This is a genomic window from Corallococcus sp. AB018 (assembly GCF_003986945.1).
In the GTDB taxonomy this organism is placed as follows: domain Bacteria; phylum Myxococcota; class Myxococcia; order Myxococcales; family Myxococcaceae; genus Corallococcus; species Corallococcus exiguus.
The window spans coordinates 1-23,544 of record NZ_RAWR01000072.1; the positions used below are offsets into that span (position 1 = coordinate 1).

The 23,544-nt window shown below is 70.1% G+C and carries 20 protein-coding genes; 3 read left to right on the top strand and 17 right to left on the bottom strand.

Annotated features, from left to right (window positions below):
* On the top strand, positions 1-1,121 hold a 1,121-nt coding region (dhaL, locus tag D7Y11_RS16795; RefSeq protein ID WP_126934195.1), incomplete at its 5' end, for a dihydroxyacetone kinase subunit DhaL.
* Between the two features lie 6 nt (positions 1,122-1,127).
* Here dhaL and D7Y11_RS16800 read toward each other — a convergent pair.
* The 17 genes from D7Y11_RS16800 to D7Y11_RS16885 form a co-directional block, all read right to left on the bottom strand.
* A complete protein-coding gene (locus D7Y11_RS16800; protein ID WP_126934196.1) occupies positions 1,128-1,598 on the bottom strand; it encodes an NUDIX hydrolase in 471 nt (156 codons plus the stop codon).
* Entirely contained in the window at positions 1,595-3,016 is a 1,422-nt protein-coding gene (locus D7Y11_RS16805; RefSeq protein WP_126934197.1) for a DUF2380 domain-containing protein, read from the bottom strand. Before D7Y11_RS16805 ends, D7Y11_RS16800 begins: the two co-directional genes overlap by 4 nt.
* Positions 3,017-3,037: 21 nt before the next feature.
* Entirely contained in the window at positions 3,038-4,549 is a 1,512-nt protein-coding gene (locus tag D7Y11_RS16810; protein ID WP_126934198.1) for a PH domain-containing protein, read from the bottom strand.
* On the bottom strand, positions 4,539-5,024 hold the full coding sequence (locus D7Y11_RS16815; RefSeq protein ID WP_120579581.1) for a PH domain-containing protein: 486 nt from the start codon (positions 5,022-5,024) through the stop codon (positions 4,539-4,541). The genes D7Y11_RS16810 and D7Y11_RS16815 overlap by 11 nt, the downstream gene beginning before the upstream one ends.
* 65 nt (positions 5,025-5,089) lie before the next feature.
* Complete coding sequence (locus D7Y11_RS16820) at positions 5,090-5,782, bottom strand: VOC family protein (protein WP_120579580.1); 693 nt, start codon at positions 5,780-5,782, stop codon at positions 5,090-5,092.
* 44 nt (positions 5,783-5,826) lie between these two features.
* Entirely contained in the window at positions 5,827-6,126 is a 300-nt protein-coding gene (locus D7Y11_RS16825; RefSeq protein ID WP_169820054.1) for a PRC-barrel domain containing protein, read from the bottom strand.
* A 138-nt stretch (positions 6,127-6,264) separates the two neighbouring features.
* Positions 6,265-7,956 carry an ATP-binding protein gene (locus D7Y11_RS16835; RefSeq protein WP_121754803.1) on the bottom strand — a complete coding sequence of 564 codons (1,692 nt, stop codon included), beginning with the start codon at positions 7,954-7,956 and terminating at the stop codon, positions 6,265-6,267.
* Between the two features lie 199 nt (positions 7,957-8,155).
* A complete protein-coding gene (locus tag D7Y11_RS16840; RefSeq protein ID WP_120579578.1) occupies positions 8,156-9,529 on the bottom strand; it encodes a multicopper oxidase family protein in 1,374 nt (457 codons plus the stop codon).
* Entirely contained in the window at positions 9,507-10,925 is a 1,419-nt protein-coding gene (locus tag D7Y11_RS16845; RefSeq protein WP_233607314.1) for a TolC family protein, read from the bottom strand. The genes D7Y11_RS16840 and D7Y11_RS16845 overlap by 23 nt, the downstream gene beginning before the upstream one ends.
* 135 nt (positions 10,926-11,060) lie before the next feature.
* Positions 11,061-11,714, bottom strand: a complete 654-nt coding sequence (locus D7Y11_RS16850; RefSeq protein ID WP_121754805.1) for an isoprenylcysteine carboxylmethyltransferase family protein — start codon at positions 11,712-11,714, stop codon at positions 11,061-11,063.
* 65 nt (positions 11,715-11,779) lie between these two features.
* Positions 11,780-12,325 carry an RNA polymerase sigma factor gene (locus D7Y11_RS16855; RefSeq protein WP_120579576.1) on the bottom strand — a complete coding sequence of 182 codons (546 nt, stop codon included), beginning with the start codon at positions 12,323-12,325 and terminating at the stop codon, positions 11,780-11,782.
* A complete protein-coding gene (locus D7Y11_RS16860) occupies positions 12,322-15,450 on the bottom strand; it encodes an efflux RND transporter permease subunit (protein WP_126934199.1) in 3,129 nt (1,042 codons plus the stop codon). Before D7Y11_RS16860 ends, D7Y11_RS16855 begins: the two co-directional genes overlap by 4 nt.
* On the bottom strand, positions 15,440-16,630 hold the full coding sequence (locus D7Y11_RS16865; protein WP_126934200.1) for an efflux RND transporter periplasmic adaptor subunit: 1,191 nt from the start codon (positions 16,628-16,630) through the stop codon (positions 15,440-15,442). The genes D7Y11_RS16860 and D7Y11_RS16865 overlap by 11 nt, the downstream gene beginning before the upstream one ends.
* The gene (locus D7Y11_RS16870) at positions 16,627-17,856 is read right to left on the bottom strand and encodes a TolC family protein (protein WP_121754807.1); all 1,230 of its coding nucleotides are present in this window, start codon (positions 17,854-17,856) and stop codon (positions 16,627-16,629) included. Before D7Y11_RS16870 ends, D7Y11_RS16865 begins: the two co-directional genes overlap by 4 nt.
* A gap of 105 nt (positions 17,857-17,961) precedes the next feature.
* Positions 17,962-18,279: a hypothetical protein gene (locus tag D7Y11_RS16875; protein WP_120579573.1), complete on the bottom strand. Its 318-nt coding sequence runs from the start codon at positions 18,277-18,279 to the stop codon at positions 17,962-17,964.
* A gap of 76 nt (positions 18,280-18,355) precedes the next feature.
* On the bottom strand, positions 18,356-19,225 hold the full coding sequence (locus tag D7Y11_RS16880) for an N-acetylmuramoyl-L-alanine amidase (protein WP_121754808.1): 870 nt from the start codon (positions 19,223-19,225) through the stop codon (positions 18,356-18,358).
* 218 nt (positions 19,226-19,443) lie between these two features.
* Positions 19,444-20,547: an ornithine cyclodeaminase family protein gene (locus D7Y11_RS16885; RefSeq protein WP_126934201.1), complete on the bottom strand. Its 1,104-nt coding sequence runs from the start codon at positions 20,545-20,547 to the stop codon at positions 19,444-19,446.
* Positions 20,548-20,764: 217 nt separating this feature from the next.
* Here D7Y11_RS16885 and D7Y11_RS16890 point away from each other — a divergent pair, with 217 nt between their 5' ends.
* Positions 20,765-22,033, top strand: coding sequence for a response regulator (locus D7Y11_RS16890; protein WP_233596807.1), 1,269 nt, complete (start codon positions 20,765-20,767; stop codon positions 22,031-22,033).
* 201 nt (positions 22,034-22,234) lie between these two features.
* Positions 22,235-23,422, top strand: coding sequence for an alpha/beta fold hydrolase (locus D7Y11_RS16895; protein WP_167547961.1), 1,188 nt, complete (start codon positions 22,235-22,237; stop codon positions 23,420-23,422).
* Positions 23,423-23,544: the final 122 nt, after the last annotated feature.

Here is a 23,544-nt window from a genome sequence, read left to right on the forward strand (position 1 = left end):
CGTTGGGGCCGTGCACGGTGCCGGCAGCGGGCCGGCCGGGCTTCACGTTGGGGGAGGGCGAGGTGGAGCTGGGGCTGGGCATCCACGGCGAGCAGGGCGTGCGCCGGGTGGCGTTGCAGCCCGCGGACGCGCTGGCGGACACGATGTTGTCGACCATCGTGGAGGACCGGAAGGTGGGCCGGGGCGACCGGGTGGCGTTGATGGTGAATGGGCTGGGAGGGACGCCGCCCATGGAGCTGGCCATCGTGACGCGCCGGGCGCTGGCGTTCCTGGCGGAGCGAGGCGTGACGGTGGAGCGCGCGTGGCAGGGCACGTTCCTATCGGCGTTGGAGATGCCGGGGTGTTCGCTGACGTTGCTGAAGGTGGATGACGCGCGGCTCGCGCGGTTGGACGCGCCGACGGAGGCGCCAGCGTGGCCGGGTCGGGGGCGGGTGGTGACGCGGCGCCAGGTGGTGCCCACGCGCGCCGCGCTGCCAACGGTGAAGGGGCATCCGAAGCCGCAGCCAGAGATGCCACAGGTGCGGGCGGCGGCGCTGGCGGTGGCGGACGCCTGGGACGCGGCCGAGGCTCGGCTGACGGAGCTGGACAGCAAGGCGGGGGACGGGGACCTGGGCTTGAGCCTGGCGCGTGGCGCGGCGGCGATCCGCGCGTTGCCGGAGGGGGCGTGGGCCACGCCGTCGGGTGCGTTGACGGAGCTGGGACAGGCGTTGCGCCGGAGCATCGGCGGCAGCTCCGGGCCGTTCTATGCGACGGCGCTGCTGCGAGCGGCGCGCTTCCTGGCGAGCAAGCCGTCGGACGCGGCGGCCTGGGCGAAGGCGTTCGAAGTGGGTGTGGAAGCGGTGTCGGAGCTGGGTGGGGCGCGGCCGGGAGACCGGACGATGGTGGATGCACTGCACCCGGCGGCGGTATCGCTCGTGCGCGCGGTCCGGGAGGGGAAGACGCTGGGGGAGGCGTGGGCGGAGGCGACGCACGCGGCGGAGCAGGGCGCGGAGGCGACCGCGAGCATGTCGCCGCGACTGGGCCGGGCCAGCTACCTGGGTGAGCGCGCGAAGGGGGTTCCGGACGCGGGGGCGGTGGCGGTCGTGATCTGGATGAAGGCGCTGGGTGCGCGCGCGGGGTGACGCAGGTCAGGCTTCGTTGTCGGGCAGGAGCGTGAGGAGGAGTTCGTCGTCGGGGCCAAGCGGGCGCCAGCCGGGCGGAGGTGGTGATGCGAGGAGTGAGTCTCCCGCGCGGCTGACACGCGCCTCATGGGTTTCTGGCGTGAAGGCGCCCAGTCGGGCAAGCAGCTTGATCACCTGGAACCGGGTCGCCTCATCCGTGATGACTGGCCAGCCCTCGGGAAAATCCCCTGCCAACTCGCGCGCGAAGACATCACGCAGGAGGCGAGTCACCTGCCGACGCTGCGCCGCCTCGGAGAGCAGACCGTGGAAGACCTGAATCGCGGCAACATCGTCCTTTCCGAGCTCCGCGGCGAGCTTCAGCAAGGGAACGGTGGGACGCGAGTTGGCGAAGTCCGTGAGCGAAGTGTGGCCGCGTTCGCGGACTCGCTCATACATTCGAACCTTCCAGTTTCCCTGCCACGAGCGTCCGTCGGTCATCGTCGTCTCGAGGGAACGAAGCGCACCGGAATGTCATAGATGTTCATGTACTGCGCCACGATGTCCAGGACCTCGTTTCGCGTCAACGTCCGGCCGAAACGGGTTTCCGCTTTGCGGAGTTCACTCATGATCAATTGGTTCCACTCCCTGGGCCACGTGCGTCCCAGTTTCCAGTCTCCGCCGCCGTGAATCGCCTCGTGGTGTGACTGCTCCAGACGGACGCAGAACTGGTCGATGCTCATCTCGCCCGTGAATCCGCGCTTCTCGAACCACTCGCGATGCTCCTGCGGCAGGACGTGGTGCTTCGGTGCGCTGGACATCCCGGCTCCGGCCCTGCCGGTCTCGTGCATGGCGCGAACTTCGGGGCTGTCTCCCAGCGCCTCGCGCACACCCTTGGGCAGGTCCTGCTTCGCCTGCGCCATCAGCACCTGACCCGCGTGGATCCGGACCGCCGCGCTGACGACAGGCGCGGAGATGACGCCCGCCTGCACCAGCCTGCGCATCCGCTCGACCCACTCAGCGGTGACGACGATGCGCGAGCCCAGCATCACGCCTCCCGAGCCCATCACGAGCCCGACACCGAGCGTGACGGGAGCGGCGGGGGGCGGCCTTGGCAGCGTCGCCTTCAGGGCTGAAACCAGCGTGAGCATTTCGAGGAACTGGGCCGCCGCGACGACCCGCCCGCCGCGCTCCATTGCTCCGCGTGCACCTTCTTGGATGGACTGAAACTCCCGGGTGAGTTGCCCCATCAGTTCGGGCATCGCGGTCGCAGTGGCCTGCACCTTGTCGGGGTCCATTGACGCGAGCGACGTCATGGCGGGCTCGATCCGTTTCCGCACACGGTCCAGGTCCACGAACAGCCGCTCGACTCCGTAAAAGGGGCACTCCCGTTGGATGACCTCCGCGAGCCGCAGGAAGTCGAGCCATGTGGCCAGCAGCATCGCTCCTGACATGACGGCCTCGATGCGCGGACCCGTCAGGCGGAGGATTCCTGCTCGCATGTCCTCGTCCTCGATCGTCTCCGATGCGTCCGCGAGCGAAGTGACTCTCGCCGTCGCGCCCCGCAGCCATGGCACCTGGATGGAGCCATAGTCGGTGTACCGGGTGAAGACGCCGTCGGAACCTCCCAGACCCTTCGTGTTAGCAGCGAGCCTGGGGAGCGTCCGGGCGACGCCATCCACGGTGTCCTGCACTTCCCCAAGGGCTTCGATGACTGCCTGATGGGTGAGCGGATCGAACGAATCCCCACCTGCTCGGGTCCGGGGGGCAGGGAAGCGCCGACGCTCCGGCGAGTCCGTTGGTGCGAAGGCCGCCCTCTGGCGAAGCACACGCGAACCGCTACGGCGCTCAGGCGCCTCCACGCCCGCGCATCCTGAGACAATCAACACCGCGCACAACGACAAAACCCAATCGCGCATGGGCCCTCCCTGTGTCGAGGCCTATCCGGGAAGCCGTACAGGCGACACGCGGCGCGCGGGACGCCGGGCCGGGAGCACGTCGATGAGCGACTGTGCTTCCTCCCAGCCCACTCCAGGCAGGATGACGTGCGAACCCGCCACGTCGATGCGCACGTGTCCGATGCCGTAGCCGCGCTCCAGCGGCCCCTGCCTCGCGCGCACGGACTGGATGCGAGAGCGCTGCACCACCGTCGTGCGCCTGCGCCAGAAGCCCTGGCGCACCACCACCAGGGCTTCCGTGAGGAGCCATCCCTGGAAGCGCCAGTCGAACCAGGCTCCCAGCAACTGCGCGGGCAGCAGCAGCCAGGCCACCGCGCCCCAGGCTCCCCAGAACCAGGTCGCTGGCGCCGCCACCAGCACGCTCAGGCCCACCGCGCGGACGCGTGCCCGCAGGAGTGCCTTGGGATGCGCTTGCTGGAATGGCATCGCATCAGGCAGCTCAGGCACGAACTCCCGCAGCAGCTCCGGCATGCGCGCCGTGGGCACCACCGGCACCAGCAGCTCCGCGCGGTCCGAGGCCTCCTTGCCCGTGCGAACGCCCGCTGTCTCCACCTCCACCGAGCCGAAGCCCAGCGTGCGGCGCAGGAACGGTTCATCCAGCACCACCTGCTGGATTCGCGCACGCCGCACCGTCACCTGCCGGCGGGTGATCAGCCCTCCCACCGCTCGCAGGTGCGTGCCCGTGTCCACCAGCCGGAAGCCGTGGAACCGCAACACGGCTCGCGCGCCACTCACCAGCCACAGGCCGAACAACCCCGCGAGCGCCGCCACCGTCGCGGCCAACCAGCCCATGCCCGGCGCCGCCACCGCGTCCCAGTGCGCCTCCATCCACGGCAGCAGCAGCTTGTGGAAGGTCTCGGTGATTTCGTGCAACGCGCCCATCACCACCGCGATGACGCCCAACCCCAGCGCGGTCGCGCCGTAGAGCAGCAGGCCTCCCAGGTGGGCTTCGGAGAGGACGCGTTCCTCCGGCGCGGCTTCGCCGGGCAGGAGCACCGTCGCCGTGCTTTCGCCTCGCACAGTCTGGAGCGCGTGGATCAGCGCCTGTGCATCCTCCGGCGTCAGTCCTCGAAGGTGGCCGTCCGCCTTGCCGCCGGAGGCGGTCTCCACCTTCACCTCCACCAGCCCGAGCAGCTTCGACACGAAGGGCTGCAAGACCTCCGTGTTCTGCACCCGCGCGGCTTCGATGAAACGTGAAGTGCGCGTGAAGACGCCGGATCGGATCTCCAACTGGGCATCCACCACGCGGTAGCTCGTCGTGGCCACTTCATAGAGCATGGTGGCGAGCAGCAGCACGGCCGCGCTCAGCACGATCACCCAGAGGACCACCGGCAGGCCGCGCTCACCCGCGAAGTACGTGGGCAGCAACGCGCCCAGGAGCATGCGGCCAATCGTCCCCGACAGGGGTACCAACGCCGCGAGCGGCGCCTTCGCGCTCAGCCGCTTCCAGGACACCTCCTCCGGCGTGGCCAGCGCCACCGGCTCAGACGACATCGTCGGCCTCGCGCCGCACCAACCGCTCGCGCAGGGCGTCCGCGGTCTCCCGCGTCAATCCGGGAATCTCTCCGTCCGCGCCACTGCCCGCAGCCGTGTAGATCTGCAGGCGCGCGAGCCCCAGTGACCGCTCGATGGGGCCCTGGTGCACGTCCACGTGCTGGATGCGCCCCGCCGGGATGGACACCACTTCGTGCAGGAGTACGCCGTGGGAGATGACCAGGTCGTGCTCACGCAGCGCCCAGCCCCAGCGCTCGTGCGCGCGTTGCGGATACCACGACGTCAACACGCTCAATCCCAGCACCACCGCGCACGGCAGCAGGAACGGCCAGTGCTCGTTGCCAGCGAAGCTCAACCCCAGAGCCACGGCGAACGCGATTCCACCGTAGATGCCCATGCGCAGGAGCGCCCGGATGCGGAACAACGTGAGCGCTCCACGAGGAAGGCGTTCCAGCGTCGGCAGAGGGGCGGTCATGGGGAGCCTCCGAGGGGACCGCGAATCTACTCCATCAAGCCTGTAAAGCTGAACAGGGCTTCATGTTACGGCGCCTGACGCAGGCCGAACGCGGCGCGGTGCGGGTCCTCACACGGCGCGACGCGTGCTCCATCGGGCATGACGTGCGTGCCGTTGGCCACGAGCCCTCCACCCTCGACGACCGCGGCGAGGGCGCGGTCCAGGTCGTCGACAGCGAAATAGAAGAGCCAGTGCGGATGGATGTGCGGGAGGCGCGCGGTGCTACAGGCCGCCCCCACGCTGCGCCCATCCTCATGCCAGGTGAACTGTTGATACGTCCCGACCTCGGGGGACAACTGGAGTGCTTCCGTCGGCCGCCAGCCGAACAGGCCGCTGTAGAGGCCCAGGGCGCGGGCATGGTCGGCCGTGTGCAGTTCGTGCCACGCCAATTCCGCGTGTGTGTTCCGCCCGGCCCGGGAGGTCATTGCGACCACCGCGCCCAGCGGATCCCGCAGCACGGTGGAGGCGATGCCTTCCGTGGACCGCCTCGGCGGCCCGAGACGCTCCGCGCCGAGCGCGACGAAGCGCTCCACGGAGGACTCCAGGTCGGAAACGTGGATGTGTCCCAGCCAGTGACTCGGAGCACCACGGGCGGCGGCGGCTTCGGGCAGCAGGGAGACTTCCCACGCGACGTCCATTCCCAGGACGTCCAGGTAGAAGCGCCGCGCCTCGCCGGGCCTGGGGGAGCGCAACTCGTACCAGCAGAAGCCGTTCTTCATCGGGCTTCTCGTAGTGGACGGGCCCGGAAGAAGTAAAGCCGTGCTCAGCTGGGGGCGCTGGCGGAGTCCTGGGAGAGCACCTCACGGAGTTCATCGATGCTGACGGAGAGGAGCACGGTGTCACTCACCGAATGCACCAGTCGCGTCGGCACGTAGATGCGCCCCGCGTGGAAGTAGTTCCAGTAGACGCCGAACTGCTCGGAAGCTTCCGAAGTCAACTTCACCTGGATGGTGTCGATCTTCCAGGTCTCGCTGTCGATGGACAGGGTCTCCACGTTCCCGAGCGCCTGACCTCCGGCCGTGACGACCATACGGCCCTGGGTGACGCTTTCCGCGAATTGCATGGGGGTTGTTCCTCCGTTCGCTCACAAAGGTGGGGATGCCGCGAGTGAAGTGCCGTCATCCATCCGCACGGGTGACGGACGGGGCTCCGCATGCCTGCCCAGCGAAGCAGGCGTGAGCCGGATGAGCTTCATCTCCTGTCAGGGGTGGCCCGAAGCCCGTCCGGCGAGCTCCGCCCCGTTCGGGTCCGCCTGGAACGGGCGGGCGTCCCAGGGCAGCATCAGGCGGAAGGTCGTTCCGGTGCCGGCGTCGCTCGTCAGCTCGACCCTTCCACCGTGCGCCTGGGCGCACCCCCACACCAGCGTCAGTCCCAGTCCCCAGCCCTTCGACGGCCCCGTCTTCGCGGAGCGGGTCCGGATGAAGGGCTTGAAGATGGCCTCCTGGTCGGCACGCGCGATCGCCGGCCCCTGGTTGTGCACGGAGGCTTGCGCATGCGCGCCGGTCGCCGTGACGGTGAAGGTGATGCGGCTGTCGGCCGCTCCGTACTTGAGGGCGTTGGTGCCCAGGTTCCACAAGGCTCGACGCAGCTCTTCGGCGCTCCAGATGCCCCGGACGTGCTCCTCCGCCTCGAGCACGAAGCGCCCTCCATGGAGCATCGTCAGCTCCTCGACGACGTCGTGGGCGATGCTCCCCAGGTCACACGTGTCGAGCCGGAGCGGCAGCCGTTGGCCCGCTTGGATGCGATTGGCGTCGAGCAGGTCCCGTACCATCTGGTCCGCCCGTTCGATGTTCCGGTCGATCCGCAGCGCCAGGTCGCGTCGCGCCTCCAGCTTCTCCGGATCCCGGAGGAGCGCGTGCGCCCCCATCTTCGCCGTCGACAAGGGGCCACGGAGATCATGGGCCAGGATGGTGACGAACTGCTCGCGGAGGCCGCGCTCGGTCTCGAGCGCTTCGACCTTCTCCTGGAGGTTCGTGTACAGCCGGGCGTTCTCCAGGTGGACGCTCAGGTGCTGGCCCAGCGTCTGGAGCCGCTGCTTCTCCCGGCCGGTGAACTCACGGGTGTTGGTCAGCCCGACGTAGAGCACGCCCGTCAGGGCCCGGTGGGCGGGCAGCCGGACCCCGAGCACGGAGTGGATCCCTCCCTGGCGGAGCGACTCGCTCACCTCGAGCGTCGTGGTCGTGGCGTCCCGGAGGGAGTAGGTCTCCTCGCCCGCCTCCACGATGCTCCCGGGAAAGGACTTGGGGTCCAGGGAGGTCGCGTAGTGTTCCAGTTGCTCGTTGCCGGCTCCCGCGGAGGCCGCGGTGACCAGGCGCTCGTCCTCTGGCGCGTACAGCAACAAGGCGCAGCTCTGGGCGCCCATGGCCTCCAGGATGATTTCGAGCAGCTCCTTCAATTGGCTCCGGCTGCGCGGTTCGTCCAGCCTGAGCGCCTCACTGGCCACCTTCTGGAGGAGCCGCAGGTAGCGCTTCTCCGTCTGTTCTTCCTCCAGCAGGTGTTTGCCGAAGAGGTCCGCGACGGACTCCATGGCGACGTGCAGCTCGGTGTAGAGCTGCTCGACGTCATGCCCGTCGGGCTGCTCGTCCGGAGGCGTGTTGGCCCAGGTCTGGGTGATGCACCGCCCCAGGATGGCGAACTCCTCGACGACCTCACCCACATGGAAGCCCTGGCGAAGCCGTGCGGACACATGGCTTTCAACGTGCTGCCGCTGCTGGTTGTCGCCATCACCGCCCGATGCCCGCGCTTCCGCGAGGGACGCGAGATAGATGGGCATGACGTTCCTGAACTCGGGCTGTTCCAGGCCACGGGCGGATGCGGCCCGGGTCGCCTCGTCCATCCAACACTGGATGATCTCCGAATGATGGCTCCGGATGATCTCCGCGATGCTCGCCATGGTCCTTCCCCTGTCAGCAGAATCCCTTGGGGCCACACAATCCCCGGCGGATTCCAGACACGAGCAGCGCGGCCGCCAGCGGGTATTGCCAGGCAATTGATATAAAGGTGGCCGTCGCGGACCCCTGATGCAACAGAAGGACCGATCGGGGAGGCACCTGCCCCATGGCAGCAGGCAGTCGTAAGGGCGGCCTGGCTGCCTAGACGTCGATGCCGTCCCGCCGCAGCTCGTCCGCATGGGCGAGCTGCGCCAGCGTCCCCGGCGGAGGCGTGTACCAGCCGGGATCGCCCTCTGCCTCCAGCCGGTCGCGGACCTTGAGGATCGTGAACATGCCTCCCATGGTGATCTCGTCGTAGGGGCCCTTGCCGCCGACCATGGGAATGGAGTTCGCGGGCATGGGCATGTGGTGCATGCCCGCCATGTCCCCCATGCCCGTCTGCCCCATCGTCATGTAGCCGGGCAGCAACGGGCGCACCTTCGCGTCCAGGCCTCCAGGCTTCACGCCGACCATGTTCGGCAGGTCGTGGCCCATCTGGTTCATCACGTGGTGGGTCATGTGGCAGTGCATGGCCCAGTCCCCGGGTTCGTCCGCCACGAACTCGATGGTGCGGGTGCTTCCCGTGGGCACGAGCACCGTCGTCTCCGGCCACTGCGCGCTCTCCGGGATGCGGCCTCCGTCCGTGTCCGTGATGCGGAACTGGTAGCCGTGCAGGTGGATGGGGTGGTGGTCCATCGCGCTCAGGTTGCCGAAGCGGATCCGCACCCGCTCGCCCTTGCGCACCACCAGCGGCTCCGTGCCCGGGAACGCCTTCGCGTTCATCGTCAGGATGTTGAAGTCCGTCATCTCGTTGGGGTCCGGACGCCGCGTGCCCGGGTCGATGCGCCACTCGTGCAGCATGATGGCGAAGTCGCGGTCCACTCGCGGCCCCACCGGCTTGCGAGGGTGGATGATGAACAGGCCCACCATGCCGAGCGCCATCTGCGTCATCTCGTCGTGGTGCGAGTGATACATGCACGTCCCCGACTGACGCACCGTGAACTCGTAGCGGTACGTCTCGCCCGGCGCGATGGCCTTCTGGTTCAGCCCGCCCACTCCGTCCATGCCGCTGGGGGTGAGGACGCCGTGCCAGTGCACCGTGGTGGACGCGGGCAACCGGTTCGTGACGTAGAAGCGCACGCGGTCGCCCTCCACCACCTCGATGGTGGGCCCGTGCACGTGGCCGTTGTAGCCCCAGCACGTGGCCTTGAGGCCGGGCGCGAACTCGTGCTCCACCTCCTGGGCCACCAGGTGGAACACCTTCACGCCTCCCACGTACTTCCACGGCAGCTTCGCGCCGTTGGGCACGACGACGGGGCGGTAGCCACGGCTCGCATTGCCGCCCGCGTCCGCCGGGGCCTTCGCCACGGGCACACTCGATTGCGCCTGGGCGGCACGGCCGTGCATCAGCAGGGCTCCCGTCGCCAACGTCGCGCCCGTGCGCGCGAGCAGCCCTCGGCGGGTGAGCGAGGGAGATTCGGACCGCGTGTCCTCGACGGGGCCCTGGGGTTCGTCAGTGGGCTTCATGGTGCTCATGGGTGGGCTCGGGAGAAGAAGTGGGAGCAGGGGCGGGCGCGGCGGTGGACGGCAGGCGTCCTCCCACGAGGCGCTCCAGGTCGGCCCGCGCCATCCAGTAGTCGCGGACCGTCTCCAGGTACGCCCTCCAGGCCTCCACCTGCTCGCGTCTCGCGAGGAGGAGGGCGGGAAGGCCTATCTGCATGGCGTTGTACTGGCGTTGTGACTCCTCGACGATGGTGGTGCGCAGCGGGAGCACGACCTTCTGGTAGCGCTCCGCCATGTTCCGCAGCGTCACCAGCTTCGCCCTCGCCGCGCGCACTTCCGAGCGGGCGTGGACGGCCAGCTCCGTCAGCCGGTTCTCGCCCTGGCGGTGCTGCGCCTCCAGCTTCGCGATGAGCGCCTGACGTTGATCGAAGATGGGCAGCTCCAGCGACAGCGTGGGGCCCAGCAGGCGCGGACCGTTCGCGTCGCGGTGCGTGTGCACTCCCACCTCCACGCGGCCGAAGTAGCGCGTGCTGCGCGCCAGCTCCAGCGCGTTCCACAACAGCGACGTCTGCTTGCGGGCCGCGTCGATGTCCAGCCGCTGCTCGATGGCCAGCGTCTCCAGACGCTCCAGTGAGGACTCGGCGGCGGGGACCTCCGGCAGCTTCCGCGCCAGCGTCCACTGGACCCTCGCGCCGTACAGGCCCATCAGGCGGGTGAGGTGTTCGCGCGCTTCGACCAGCGCCAGCTCATCCTGGGCCAGCTCCAACCGCGCCTGCTCCAGCGAGGCCTGTTCGGTGGCCAGGGCCAGCACCGTGATGTTGCCCGCGGCGCGCTGCCGGTTGGACAGGTCCGCCGCCGCGTCCGCTGCCTGGAACACCTCTCTGCGCAGCGCGACCAGCTGCTGCCGGGCCTGCACCTCCGTGAACGCCTGTCGGACCTCCGCCGTGGTGGCCAGCGCCTCGTGCGCCACGCGCAGCGTGTCCGCCTGGAACTGCTCCTTCGCCACGCGCTTGCGCAGCGGCAGCGTGAAGAGGTCCACGAAGCTCTGGACGATGGAGAACTCGGTCTCGGTGATGCCGTCCGAGGACAGAGGGAAGCCGATGCTCCCGTCGAAGGACGGGTTGGTGAGCAACCCGGCCTGCACCATGTCCGCCTGGGACACGCCCAGGTCCTCGTACGTCGCCTGGAGCGCGGGGTTGTTGAGCAGCGCCACCTCCACCGCACGGTCCGACGTGAGGTCGCCGGCCAGCAGGGCATCCAGGTGTTGCTGCACCTGCTCATCCTCCGGCGTCCCCTGATTCCATCGCGTCTTCAAACCCGTTCGCTCCTCCACGAGTGCCGCCACTTCCATGTGGCCGCGCTCCTTCTGGATGGACGCGCAGCCACCGAGCAGCAGAACCACGAAGAGCCAGGGGGATTTCCAATGCACTCGAGACCTCGAAAAGGGATGTGCCCTGTTGAGCAAGGGTCGGGCCATCGCGTCAGGTAGCGCAACCCCACGGAATGACGGCGTCCGGAGGAACACGCTCGCATGGGCACTTCGTGCGAGGTGTGACCGCCAACGTCACACTGTGATGCGCGGCGCGGCGTCCAGGCCGGGCGCTTCGAGCCGCCCCACACCGGGGATGAAGCGGCCCACGCGCGCCGCGTAGCGCTGATAGGTGTCGGCGTGCAGGCGCAGCAGGTGCTCCTCCTCCAGCCGCACCTGGAGCGACACCAGCAGCACGTAGTCGAGCCAGCCCATCACGGTCCACGCGCTCGGGGTCGCGAGCGCCATGCCCGTCACCACGACGAGCATCCCGCTGAAGATGGGGTTGCGCACGACGCCGAAGAGGCCTCCCGTCACCAGCTCCGTCCGGTCCGAGTCGATGCCGATGCGCCACGACGCGCCCATCTCCACCTGGGCGCGCACGGTGAAGATGAACCCCACGGCCACCAGGGCCCAGCCCGTCCACCGGAGCGCGCCAGGGACCTGCCACACGCCCAACGCTTGCTCCCCGATGGCCAGGTGCGCCGCGCTCCAGAGCACGATGGCCCCCATGAACAGCGCCATGCCCACGCCGATGACCCGCTGGAGCGGCGGGCCGGAGCGGTGCAGCACCAGCGCCGGGCGGCCCGTGCGGCGGCGCAGGCGCACCGACGGCAACACCATGGCGAAGAGGAGGAAGGCGAGGGTGGCGGCGGGTAGGGCCGGCCGGGTGAAGGTGGCGACGTCCATGGGAGACCTCCAGCTGCGTTCCCCCAGGCTGACGCCCGGCCCCGCGCGCTCTTACACCTGGTTTTTCACGCGGGCGCGCAGTCGCAGTCCACGCAGCCCTGCGCGCAGCAATGGCCGCACAGCTCCACCAACTGCTCGCCCAGGGCCTTCCGGGCGCGGTGCAGGCGCACGGCGGCGTTGTTGGCGGAGATGCCCGCCTCCCGCGCATACGTGGCCACGGTGAGCCCTTCCAGGTCCACCCGGCGCACGGCCTCCGCGTACTCGGGCTTGAGCGTCCCCGCGAGCCCCGCCACGCAGCCGCACACCGTCGCCTCCAGGCCGTTGGCGTCCTCGGTGGACAGCGGCTGCTCGTGGGCCAGGGACTCCAGCGTGGTGACCTCCCGCTGGCCCCGGCGGTGGCGGTCCACCAGCGCGTTGCGCAGGAGCCGGTAGAACCAGGCCACCGCGCTCTGCTCCTCGCGCAGCGCGCCTCCCTGTTCCATGCCCTTCACGAACGCGGCCTGCAGCACTTCGCGCGCCGCCTCCTGGCTCCCCACGCGCGGCGTGAGGAACGCGAGGAACGCGTGGTGATGGCGCAGCAGCGCGTCCATCGCTTCCGGTGACAGGCTCATGCCGGGACCTTTCGCGCGGCCCTGCGCGCCTTGATCCGCTCCTGGAACCCGTGCACCAGCGCGTAGAACGTGGGCAGGGCCAGCAGCGTGAAGAGGGTGGACGTGACGAGCCCGCCGACCATCACCACCGCCAGCGGACGTTCAATCTCCGTCCCGTGCAGCGGCAGCACCAGCAGTGGCAGCAGCCCGAGGATGGCCGTGCCCGCGGTCATCAGCTTGGGCCTCACGCGGCCGATGCTCGCCTCGCGGACGGCCTCCGCGAAGGGCTTGCCCCGGCCCATCAGGTCCTTCGTCTGCGCCACGAGCACCAGGCCGTTCTGCACCGCGATGCCGAACAGGCCGATGAGGCCCACCAGGCTGGACACGTTCCACGTCTCGCCCGCGATGAGCAGCGCGAGGATGCCACCCACGAACGCGTCCGGCAGCGTGGCCAGGATGACCAGCGCCTCCGCCACGGAGTCCAGCGCGAGGTAGAGCAGGACGAACACCGCCATCAGCGCCAGGGCGATGGCCACCGTCAGCGCCTGCGCCGCGCGCTCCTGGCTCTCCACCTTGCCGCCCACGTCCACGAAGTAGCCCGTGGGCAGCTTCAGCTGCGTGGCCAGCACCTCCCGTACCTCCGCCGCCGTGCTGCCCAGGTCGCGGCCGGACACGCCCGCCTCCACCGCGATGCGCCGGCTGCCGGCCTCGCGGCGCACGCTCCCCGCGCCGGAGGTCTCCTCGATGGTGGCCAGCTGACTCAGCGGGATGCGCGTGCCGTCGTGTCCGTCCACCAGCAGGTTGCGGATGGCGTTCACGTCGCCCCGGCGGTGGTCCGCCAGCCGGAGCACCAGGTCGTAGCGCCGCTGGCCCCGCCAGATCTGCGCGGACTCCTCACCCACGAGCCCCACGCGGACGGCCCGGATGACGTCGCCGGGCGTCAGTCCCACGCGCGCCACCGCCGCGCGGTTCACCGCGATGCGCAGCTGCGGCAGGCCGCTCAGCCGCTCCACCCGCAGGTCCTCCACGCCGTCCACTTTCGACATCAACGCGCGCGTGCGCTCCGCGAGCTCCGAGAGCGTGTCCAGGTCCGGCCCGAAGACGCGCACGGAGAGGTCCGCGGGGCTGCCTCCCAGCCCCTCGTCGATGCGCATCCCCAGCGGCGTGGTGAAGAGCACCGACACGCCGGGCACCTTCCCCACCGCCTCGCGCATCCGCGACTCCAGCGTCTCGCGGCCTCCGAGGGTGTCCTTCTTGAGGACCACCAGCACGTCGGACAGGGTGTGGGGCATCGGGTCCTCGGTGCGCTCGGCGCGGCCGGTGCGGCGCACCACGTCCTCCACCTCCGGGAACTCGCGCAGCACGTCCTCCACGCGGTGGTTGAGGCGATCCACCTCGTCCAGTGACGCCTCCGCCGGCAGCACCGTCTGGAGCAGGAACGCGCCCTCGTCCAGCCGGGGCATGAAGTCGCTGCCCACCATGAAGGCCAGGCCCAACGCGGGCACGGTGATGGCCAGCGCCACCACGCGCACCAGGCCCGCGTGACGCATGCACTTGTCCAGGATTGGCGCGTACGCGGCCTTCACCTTGCGGATGATCCACACATCCTCCGGTGAGTCCTCGCTCGGCGCGCGCAAGAGCAGCCCCGACACCACCGGCACCAGCGTGAGCGCCAGCGCGAGCGACGCGGCCAGGCACGCCACCACCGCCGCCGCGAGCGGCTGGTACATGCGGCCCTCGATGCCTGACATCGCGAAGAGCGGGATGAACACCGCGACGACGATGAGCGTGGCGTAGGCGATGGGGCGGCCCACTTCCATCGCCGCCGCCAGCGCCTCGTCGCGCACCGAGCGGCGGCCCTTGCCCTCGCGCAGGTCGTGGATGACGTTCTCCACGACGATGATGGCCGCGTCCACCAACAGGCCCACCGCGATGGCGAGGCCTCCCAGCGTCATCGTGTTCAACCCGATGCCCGCCGCCTTGAGCAGCAGTCCCGCGAGCGCCAGCGACAGGGGCAGGGTGAGCGTGACGATGAGCGCCGCGCGCCAGTCCCCGAGCAGCAGGAAGAGCACGCCCACCACCAGGAACGCGCCCAGCAGGATGGCCCGGCCCACGCCTCCCAGCGCGGAGCCCACCAGCTCCGATTGGTCGTAGACGACGCGCAGGTGCACGCCCGGCGGCAGCGAGCGTCGCAGCTCGTCGATGGCCGCGCGCACGCCCTCGGCGACGAGCACGGTGTCCGCGCCGAACTGCTTGCTCACGCGGCAGCTCACCACCTCGCCATCCAGCCGGTGCGCCATGCCCCGGCGCGGCGCGGGGGCTTCGCGTACGTCCGCCACGTCTCCCAGCAGCACGGGCGTTCCGTCCCGCAGCGCGACCACGGTGTTGTTCAGGTCCTCCACCGTCTCCGCACGGCCCACGGCGCGCACGGCCCACTCCATGGGGCCCTGGGTGATGAAGCCTCCGGAGGCGTTGACGCTGGCGCCCTCCAGGCCGTGCTGCACCTCGTCCAGGGTGATGCCTCGCGCCACCAGTTGATCCGGATCCAGCAGCACCTGGAACTGGCGCAGATAGCCGCCCAGTCGCTCCACGCCCGCGACGCCGGGCACCGCGAGCAGCCGGTTCTTGATGTCGAACTCCCCCAGGTCGCGCAGCGCCATCAGGTCCGCGCTGCCGGGCTCCGCCTCCAGCGTGAACTCGAAGACCTCATTGAGCCGGCCGGTGAGGCTGGACACGAGCGGCGTATCGGTGCCCGGTGGCAGCTCGCCCGCCGCCTGCGCCACGCGCTCCGCGACGTACTGGCGGCTGCGGAAGTAGTCCGCGTCCGGTTCGAACTCCACCGTCACCTGCGTGACGCCCAGCTGCGAGGTGGAGCGGATGCGGCGCACCTCCGGCAGGCCCGCCAGCGCCACCTCCATGGGGATGGCCACCGCCGTCTCCAGCTCCTCGGCGCCCATGGCCGCGTTCTGCACGATGACGTTGAAGATGGGCGCGGACAGATCCGGGAACACGTCCTGGCGCAGGTTGCGGAGCGCCATCGCGCCAAAGGCCGCCAGCGCCAGGACGACGAGCACCGTCAGCCCGGGCCGAGAAAAGGACGCGCGGAGGATGCGCCCCGGCAGCGTCGTGCGCGGATCAGTGGCCATGCTCATCGCCTCCGCCCTGGGACTTCTCCACCTCGGCCTTGAGCAGGAACGCGCCCTCCACCACCACCTCGTCGCCCACGGCGAGCCCCTTCAGGACCTCCACCTGCGTGCCCAGGCTGCGGCCCCGGCCCACCTCGCGCTGCTCGAAGACGCCTGCCTCCGGCGTGGGCAGGAACGCCACCCAGCCATTCTCCAGCCGCTGGAGCGCCGCCGCGGGCACGGCCGTGAGCGTGGCGCCCGGCTCTCCCAGCGGGATGGACGCGGACGCGGACATGCCCGGCCGCAGGAGCCCCTTGCCGTTGTCCAGCTCCAGGCGCACGGGGATGGTGCGGCTGTGGGGATCCACCCGCTGCCCCACGTGGCCCACCTTCGCGGTGAACTCCTGGCCGGGGAACGCGGCGAAGGTGACGCGCGCGTCCGCGCCGGGCTTCAGGCGCACGGCGTCCCGTTCGAACGCGTGGACGATGAGCCACAGCGACGACAGGTCTCCGACGCGGAAGAGCGGTTGAGACGGGTCCGCCATCTGCCCCAGCCGCGCGGCGCGCTCCACGACGGTGCCGTCGATGGGCGCCTTGAGCACGAAGCCGGACGTGCCCTCACCGCTGGCGCTGCCCGCGCCCAACGCCGCGAGCGCGGCCTTCGCGGCGGCCACCTCCGCCTCCGCGGCGGCGGCGTCCGCTTCAGCGGCCTGCGCGTCCTTGCGCGCGACGATGCGTTCCTCGGCCAGCGTGCGCTTGCGGTCCGCGGCCTGCCGTGCGGCGGTGGCTCGGGCCTGGGTGGCCTGGAGGTCCGCGCGGGCACGGCCCAGCTCCGGACTCTGGAGCTCCGCCAGCCGCTGGCCCTGCTTCACGGCCTGGCCCGTCGTCACGGCGACGGAGGCCACGCGCGCGGAGACCGGCGAGGACACCTCCGCGTAGGCGTCCTCGCTGAAGGTCAATTCGCCCAGCGCGGTGACGCTCTCTCCGCCCGGGCGGGCCTCCACCTTCGCGGTGGTGACGCGCAGGTCCCGGAGCATCTCCTGGGGCACGTGCACGTGGATGACGTCACCGGACTCGACGTGGAGCTTCTCCTTGGCTTCCTCGTCGTGGCCGTGTTCGTGCGCGTCGTCGTGTTCCGCCTTGGAGGACTTGCAGGCGGTGAGGCCCACGAGGACGGACAGCAGCAGCAGCGTGGGCTTCATGGCAGGACTCCCGTTTCCACTTCCAACTGCACACGAGCAAGGGCCAATCGCAGCAGGCCGTCGAGCCACGCGGCCCGCGCCTCCAGCGTGTCGCGACGGACGAGGAGGAAGGCCGCGAGGTCCATCTCCCCAGCGTCATAGGAGCGCTGCGCCAGCGCCTCGTTGTCATCCAGGAGCGGCAGCACCTGCTCCAGGGTCCCGAGGGCGCCGAGGCTCGCGCGGTAGCGATACTTCGCGGCCTGGACCTGGGCGGGCACGACGGTGCGCGCGGCGGCCAGCTCCTGCTCGGCGCGGCTTGCATCCGCTTCACCCACGAGGCGCGCTTCCTGGCCGCGAGCGAAGACGGGCAGGGGCACGCTGAGCGTTCCCAGGAACACCGTCTCGTCCGCCTCCTTCTGGTAGCGCGCGCCCACCGTCACGTCCGGCAGCACCTGGCGCCGGCCCAGCGTCGCGGCGGCCTTCGCCTGGACCTGCTCCTGCTCCAGGGCCACCAGGTCCGCGCGCGCTCCAGCGCCGTCCGTCACCTCGCGGACGGGCGCCCGCGCGAGTGAGCGCAGATCATCGTCGTAGGTCACCATGGGCCTCGCGCGGTAGCCCACGCGGACCTCCAGCTCCTCTCGCAGCGCGAAGATCTCGCCATCCGCGACCTGGAGCTCCGCGCGCGCCCGGGCGTGCGCCACCTTCGCCACGTTCACGTCCACGGCCGGAACGTCACCGGCCGCGTAGCGCTGCTCCGTGGCCTTGACGGTGCGCACCGCCGCTTCCGCCGCGGCCTCCACCAGCTTCTTCCGCTCCCCGGCTTGCAGGAGACGCAGGTAGGCGGCGGCCACGTCTCCCAGGAGGAGCCGCTCCGCGTCGCGCAGCCGGGCCTCCTCCATGGACAGGCCCGCGCGCGCCGCATCACGCCGCAGGCCCTGCTTGCCGCCCAGCTCGAAGGGCTGCGACAGGCCCAACGCGAGGTCCAGGCCGTAGACGCCATTGGGGAGCCGGCGCGGGCCTACCTGAACGTCGAGCTGGGGGTTCTCGCGCAGGAGCGGCGCGGCGCTCGCCAGGGGTCCCTGGGCTGCGCGGACGCGGGCCCGGGCCTCGACCAGCGCCGGGGCGTGCTCGCGCGCCAGGGCGAAGACGTCCTGGAGGGTGATGCGGGATGGATCCGCGCCACCAGGGCGCGGCCAGAGCAGGACGGCGGCCAGCCCGAGGGCGGCCGTCGCGGAACGGATGGGCACGGAAGAGGACCTCTGCGGAAGGCGGGCCGCGCGCACCCATGCACCCGGGCAGGAGGCCGGGCACACCGGTGGCGGGGCGCGTGCGAACGACGATGGACGCGGGCCTTAAGCGAGAGGAACTATGGGGACGTGCAGGATGTCATCCGCGTCGGCGGAGGACGGCTCCGAGGCTTCGGGAGTGATGGGAGCCTCCCGGAACAGGGAGCCCATGAGGCCCGGCAGCGGCACGGCGACGGCCAGGGGCTTCGCGTGCGTGCAGCAGGCGCAGTCCACGCAGGTGGGAGCGCACTGGCCCTGCGCGTCGTCATCCGCGCAGCCCGTGAGGCACGTCTCCGCCTGCTGCGCCGGCCCGAAGGCATGCGCGAGCCCGCCCCCGATGGGAGCGAGCAGCATCAGGCAGATGAAGAGCCAGAGTCGGAGCACTGGAGCGGTCTTCTAGCACGCTCCGGTGGAGGTGCGCACGTCGTGAGGGCAGGGCGGGCGGCGCGAGGAGCGCTGCTCAGCCGCCAATGCCCTTGCGCAGCCGGGACCAGTCGAAGTTGGCCGCCGGATCGTCCTTGCGGCCCTTGGGCACGGCCACGTCCTTGTGCCCGACGATGTTCTTCGCTGGCACGTCGTACTCCTGCTTCAGGTAGCCCACGAGCTTCGTCAGCGACTTGTACTGCGCCTCCGTGAAGGCCGTCTTGCCGCTGCCGTCGTTGACGATCTCGATGCCGATGGAGCGCGCGTTCACGTCCGTGGGCACGCCGTGCAGCTCCCCCTTGCCCGCGTGCCACGCGCGCTTGGTGTCGCCGACCAGCTGGTAGATCTTCCCATCGCGGTCCAGCATGTAGTGCGCGGACACCTTGCTGTCCGGGTTGCGCATCCACGACAGGTCCCCGGAGCCGTTGTTGGTGCCGGTGTGGTGCAGCACGATGGTGTCGATGTCCGCGCCGTTGCGCGAGTCGTTGTTGGGCGAAGGCGCGCTGATGACCGCGGGCTTGGTGAACTTCCCGGGCTCGGTGGGCGGAGGCGTCGTCGTCGGCTTGAGTGCCTTCGTCAGCGCCGCCGCAGTCTGCGCCCCGTAGTAGCCGGTGGCGGAGATCTTGTTGGCCGTCTGGAACTTCTTCACCGCCGCCTCGGTCTGCGGCCCGAAGGAGCCGGCGCCCGAATTCATCTGCGCCTGCGTCATGTAGCCCAGCTTCACCAGCCCCTGCTGAAGCTGCTTCACCTTCGCCCCGGAGTCACCCTTGCCCAGGCCCGCGGGCGGCGCCGTGAGGGCCGTGGACGCGGCCGCCGCGCGCGCGGGAGCGGCGGTGCGGGGGGCCGTGGCGGCGGTGCTCGCGGGCGCGGTGGCGGTGGCACGGGTGGAGGGGGTGCGGACGGTCATGGTGTACGATTCCAGGAATAGTGGATAGCTGGTGCTTTCGCGATTATCGGCGGCGTGTGCGGGAAGTTGTGTGCCGGGAGTGAAACGAAACCGCCCCGACATCCGGCGTGGGGGCCGGGCATCGGGGCGGCGTCTTCGTCCGGTGCTACTCGAAGAAGGCGGGTGTCCCCCGCTGGAATGGCTGTCGTCCGGGCGGGCGGGTCGCCCTCTGGAGAACGTCAGCTGCCGGTGGCGCGGCGCGGCGACTCGGCGCGTCCGGCCACGTCACCCCGCACCAGCGAGTACGGGTCCAACGGGTCTCCACCCAGCGCCTCCAACGACACCAGGGTGCCCAGACCCATGCGCCGCGCGTGCTCCAACAGCAGGCGCGTCACCACGTGGTCCTCCAGCGCGTGGCCGGTGGAGTCGAACACGGTGTTGCGCTCGCGCCAGCCTTCGAACTCCTCCGGCTGCTGCACCACGGTGGCCAGGTCCGGGCCAATCTGGTCCGGGTGGAGCTGCTGACACTCGCCCTCCTGGCGCGCCTGGGCGGGAAAGTCCGGCACGACGAGGCTGCGGCGCAAGAGCGCCAGGGGCAGCTCCGCCTTGCCCGGCTGGTCCGAGCCCACCGCGTTGACGTGCGCATGCGGCTGGAGCGCGTGGCCGGAGATGACGGCCCCCGCGCCCGGGGCGACGGTGGTCGCGGTGCTGAGGATGTCCGAGCGCATCTCCAGGTCCGGCAGCAGCGTGGGCCGCACGTCCAGCCCCAGGAACGCCACGCGCCGCACGAAGGAGCGCGCCGCGTCCGGATCGATGTCGTGCACCAGCACCTGCTCCAACCGGAACACGCGGCTGAGCGCATGCAACTGAGACACGGCCTGCGCACCGCAGCCCACCAGCCCCAGCACCCGGCTGTCCGGAGACGCCAGGTAGCGGCTGGCCACCGCCGACGCCGCGCCGGTGCGCAGTGCCGTGGCGAACACCCCGTCCATCACCGCCACCAGATGGCCCGTCTTCACGTCATAGACGCTGTGGGATGCGACGAGCGTGGGCATTCCCGAGTCACCCCGGTTGCCGGGGAGGGAGGCGGACACCCTCATGGTCAGGCTGTCCCCGCGCCGCAGGGCGGGCATCCAGCCCATCGTCCCGGAAGGCCGCGAGTCGCTCACCACCTGGAAGCCCTCCCGCTTGGGGACCTGCAGGACGGACTCGTCGAACTCCCTCAATGCCACGGTGAGTGCGTGGATGAGCTCGTCCATCAGGACGTCCAGGCCCACGCCTTCCACGAGCGCGCGTAAGTCAGTGGGGCCGAGCAGCAGGGTGCGAGGAGCCGGGAGCGTCATGTACGCGGAGTCTACGCCCCTGACAGGAATTGCAACGGGTCAGTTTTGATTGTGAATTCCTGTCTTGCTGTGGCTTTTGAATACAGGTGCAGGGAACAAGGCGGAGAAGGGGCTGTGTTGGAAGCGGGCGCCCGACATCCGGCGGACACCTAGGGGGCCCCGGCCTCGCGTCCGCCCGCTGAGCCGCTCCACCCCCAACGCCCGAGTGAACGCCTCCTTGAAGCCCCCTGTTCCCAGGACGCCCGTACTCACCACCGTCCCCGACCTGTCTCACCGCCGCACCGATGACGCGCCCGGTGCGCCCCGCGCGCGCGTCCTCCTGGTGGACGACACGCCGGCGAACCTGCTCGCCCTGGAGGCCATCCTGGAGCCGCTCGGTCAGCAGGTGGTGTCGGTGCGCTCCGGCGACGAGGCGCTGAAGGCTCTGCTGTTGGACGAGTACGCGTGCGTGCTGATGGACGTGCAGATGCCGGGGCTGGACGGCCTGGAGACGGCGCGTCTGGTGCGCACCCGCGAGCGCACGAAGCACCTGCCCATCCTCTTCATCACCGCGCTCAGCCGCGAGGCGGCCTACGTCACCCGGGGCTACGAGTACGGCGCGGTGGACTACCTGCTCAAGCCGGTGGATCCGAACATCCTGCGCGCCAAGGTGTCCGTGTTCGTGGAGCTGTACCTGCGCGGTGAGAAGCTGCGGCAGCAGGCGCTGGAGCTGGCGGAGCGCCGGCGCGTGGAGGAGGAGCTGCAACGCGCGACGGAGCTCGAGCAGCAGTTGGTGGGAATCGTGGGGCACGACATCCGCACACCGCTCGCGGCCATCCTCACCACGGCCAACGTCCAGCTGTCCCGTGAGGTGCTGCCGGACGCCCAGCGCAAGGCCTTCGAGCGGGTGGCCCGGGGCGGCGAGCGCATCCAGGGCATCGTGGATCAGCTGTTGGACTTCACCCGTGCGCGCGTGGGCGGCGGCATCCCGGTGGTGCCGGGCGCGGGCGACCTCAACGAGCTATGCCGCAAGCTCGTGGACGAGCTGCGCGCGGCGAAACCGGAGCGCTCCATCCTGTGCGACTTCGCCCGCGACAGCCTCCCGGGCGTGTGGGACCTGGACCGGCTGGCGCAGGTGGTGGCCAACCTGCTGGACAACGCGCTCAAGTACAGCCCGCGAGACACGCCCGTGCGCCTGCGCACCTTCGAGCAGGGCGTGGACACCGTCTATCTGGAGGTCCAGAACGCCGGGGCCCCCATCCCCGCGCACCTCCTGCCCACGCTCTTCCAGCCCTTCCGACGCGGCGACGGCCCGGGCCAGCGCGAGAGCCTGGGCCTGGGGCTCTACATCGCGCGCAGCATCGTGGAGGCCCACCGCGGCACCCTCCGGGTGGAATCGACCCCGGACGTCGGTACGATCTTCTCCCTGTGTCTTCCGCGTCAGGCTTTGGTTGAGACACGCGCGCACTCCGCGTGCGCGGGCGTCTCCACGCCGATGACGGCGTGAGACACAAGGCCGTTCGCGTCACGGATGTTGCATTGCAGTGGTGGCTGATTACTCCACATAAAAGGCATACAACAATCCATCCACATCAAAACCTCTCATAAGATGAGGCAAGCATGTGGAGGGTTTGCTACAATGCCAGACGCCCGGGAGGCAGTCCGTCCGGGCGTGAAATGTGTCCGCTTTGGGGAGGGTGCGCGACAAATGAACGACAACTCGACGTGGATTCCCGTGGAAGGAAGCGACCCGATTCGTGCGTGGGTGCGACGCCCCGCCTCTGGAACGGGTCCGGCCCTGCTGCTGCTGATGGTGGAGGCGTTCGAGGGAAACGCCCACCTGAAGCTGATGGCCGAGCGCTTCAGTGAAGAGGGCTACGTGGTGGTGGTGCCCGACCTCGCCTCACGAGGAGAACCGGAAGAGGTGGACCTGAAGCCGGTGGTGGCCTGGGCGCGCTCGCTACCGGAGGTGGTGGGACTGCGGGGCAAGAAGCAGGTCGGCGCGCTGGGCTACGGGCTGGGTGGGACGCTGGCCGCGCAGCTGGCGGCGCACGCGCACGTGGACTGCGCGGTGGCCTACTGCGCGCCCGGCATGGAGGACGTGCTCGCGCAGGGCGGTGAGAACGCGGCCCCCATGGTGGTCCACTACGCGGAGTGGGACGGCTTCGTGCCTCCGGCCGCGGTGGCGCGGGTGAAGCAGCACGTCAGCGTCGACGTGGAGCTGTACGTGTACCAGGGCGTGCGCCACGGCTTCTTCCGCGAGGGCTCACCGGCCTGGAACCGGCCCTCGATGATGACGGCGCACACGCGCACCCTCGCGCTGCTCAAGCGCGTGATGGGGCCGCGCTACGACCTGGCCGCGCTGTGGGACAAACACACGGAGCTGGAGTTCGCCGCCCGCGACGCGGACGCGACCATGAAGACCATGGTGTCGCACCCGTACGTCAACAGCGTGCCGGTGATGACGGGTGGCGTGGGCGCGGAGTACCTGCACCGCTTCTACGAAAACCACTTCGTGCACGCCAACCCCAAGGACACGAAGATGACCCTGCTGTCGCGCACCGTGGGCGCCGACCGCGTGGTGGACGAGTTCATCTTCAGCTTCACCCACGACATCGAGATGGACTGGATGCTCCCCGGCATCCCGCCCACCGGGAAGTACGTGGAGGCGGCCTTCGTCGCGGTGGTGAACTTCCGCGGCGACAAGCTCTACCACGAGCACATCTACTGGGATCAGGCCGCCGTGCTCGTCCAGCTGGGCCTGATTGACCGCAAGGGCCTGCCCGTCACCGGCGCCGAGGCCGCGCGCAAGCTGCTGGATGAGACCCTCCCGTCCAACACCCTGATGGAGAAGTGGGACGAGAGCGCGCCGTCCAACAACCGCAAGGCCGGCTGACTCAAGCCGGGATGACGCCCGCGCCCCGGGTTCGTCGCTACCCAGGGCGCGGTGTCTGACTTTCACGGGCTTTCGATGCGCGGAGCCATTGCGCCGGCTCCTCTGGGATGTCCACAATGCAG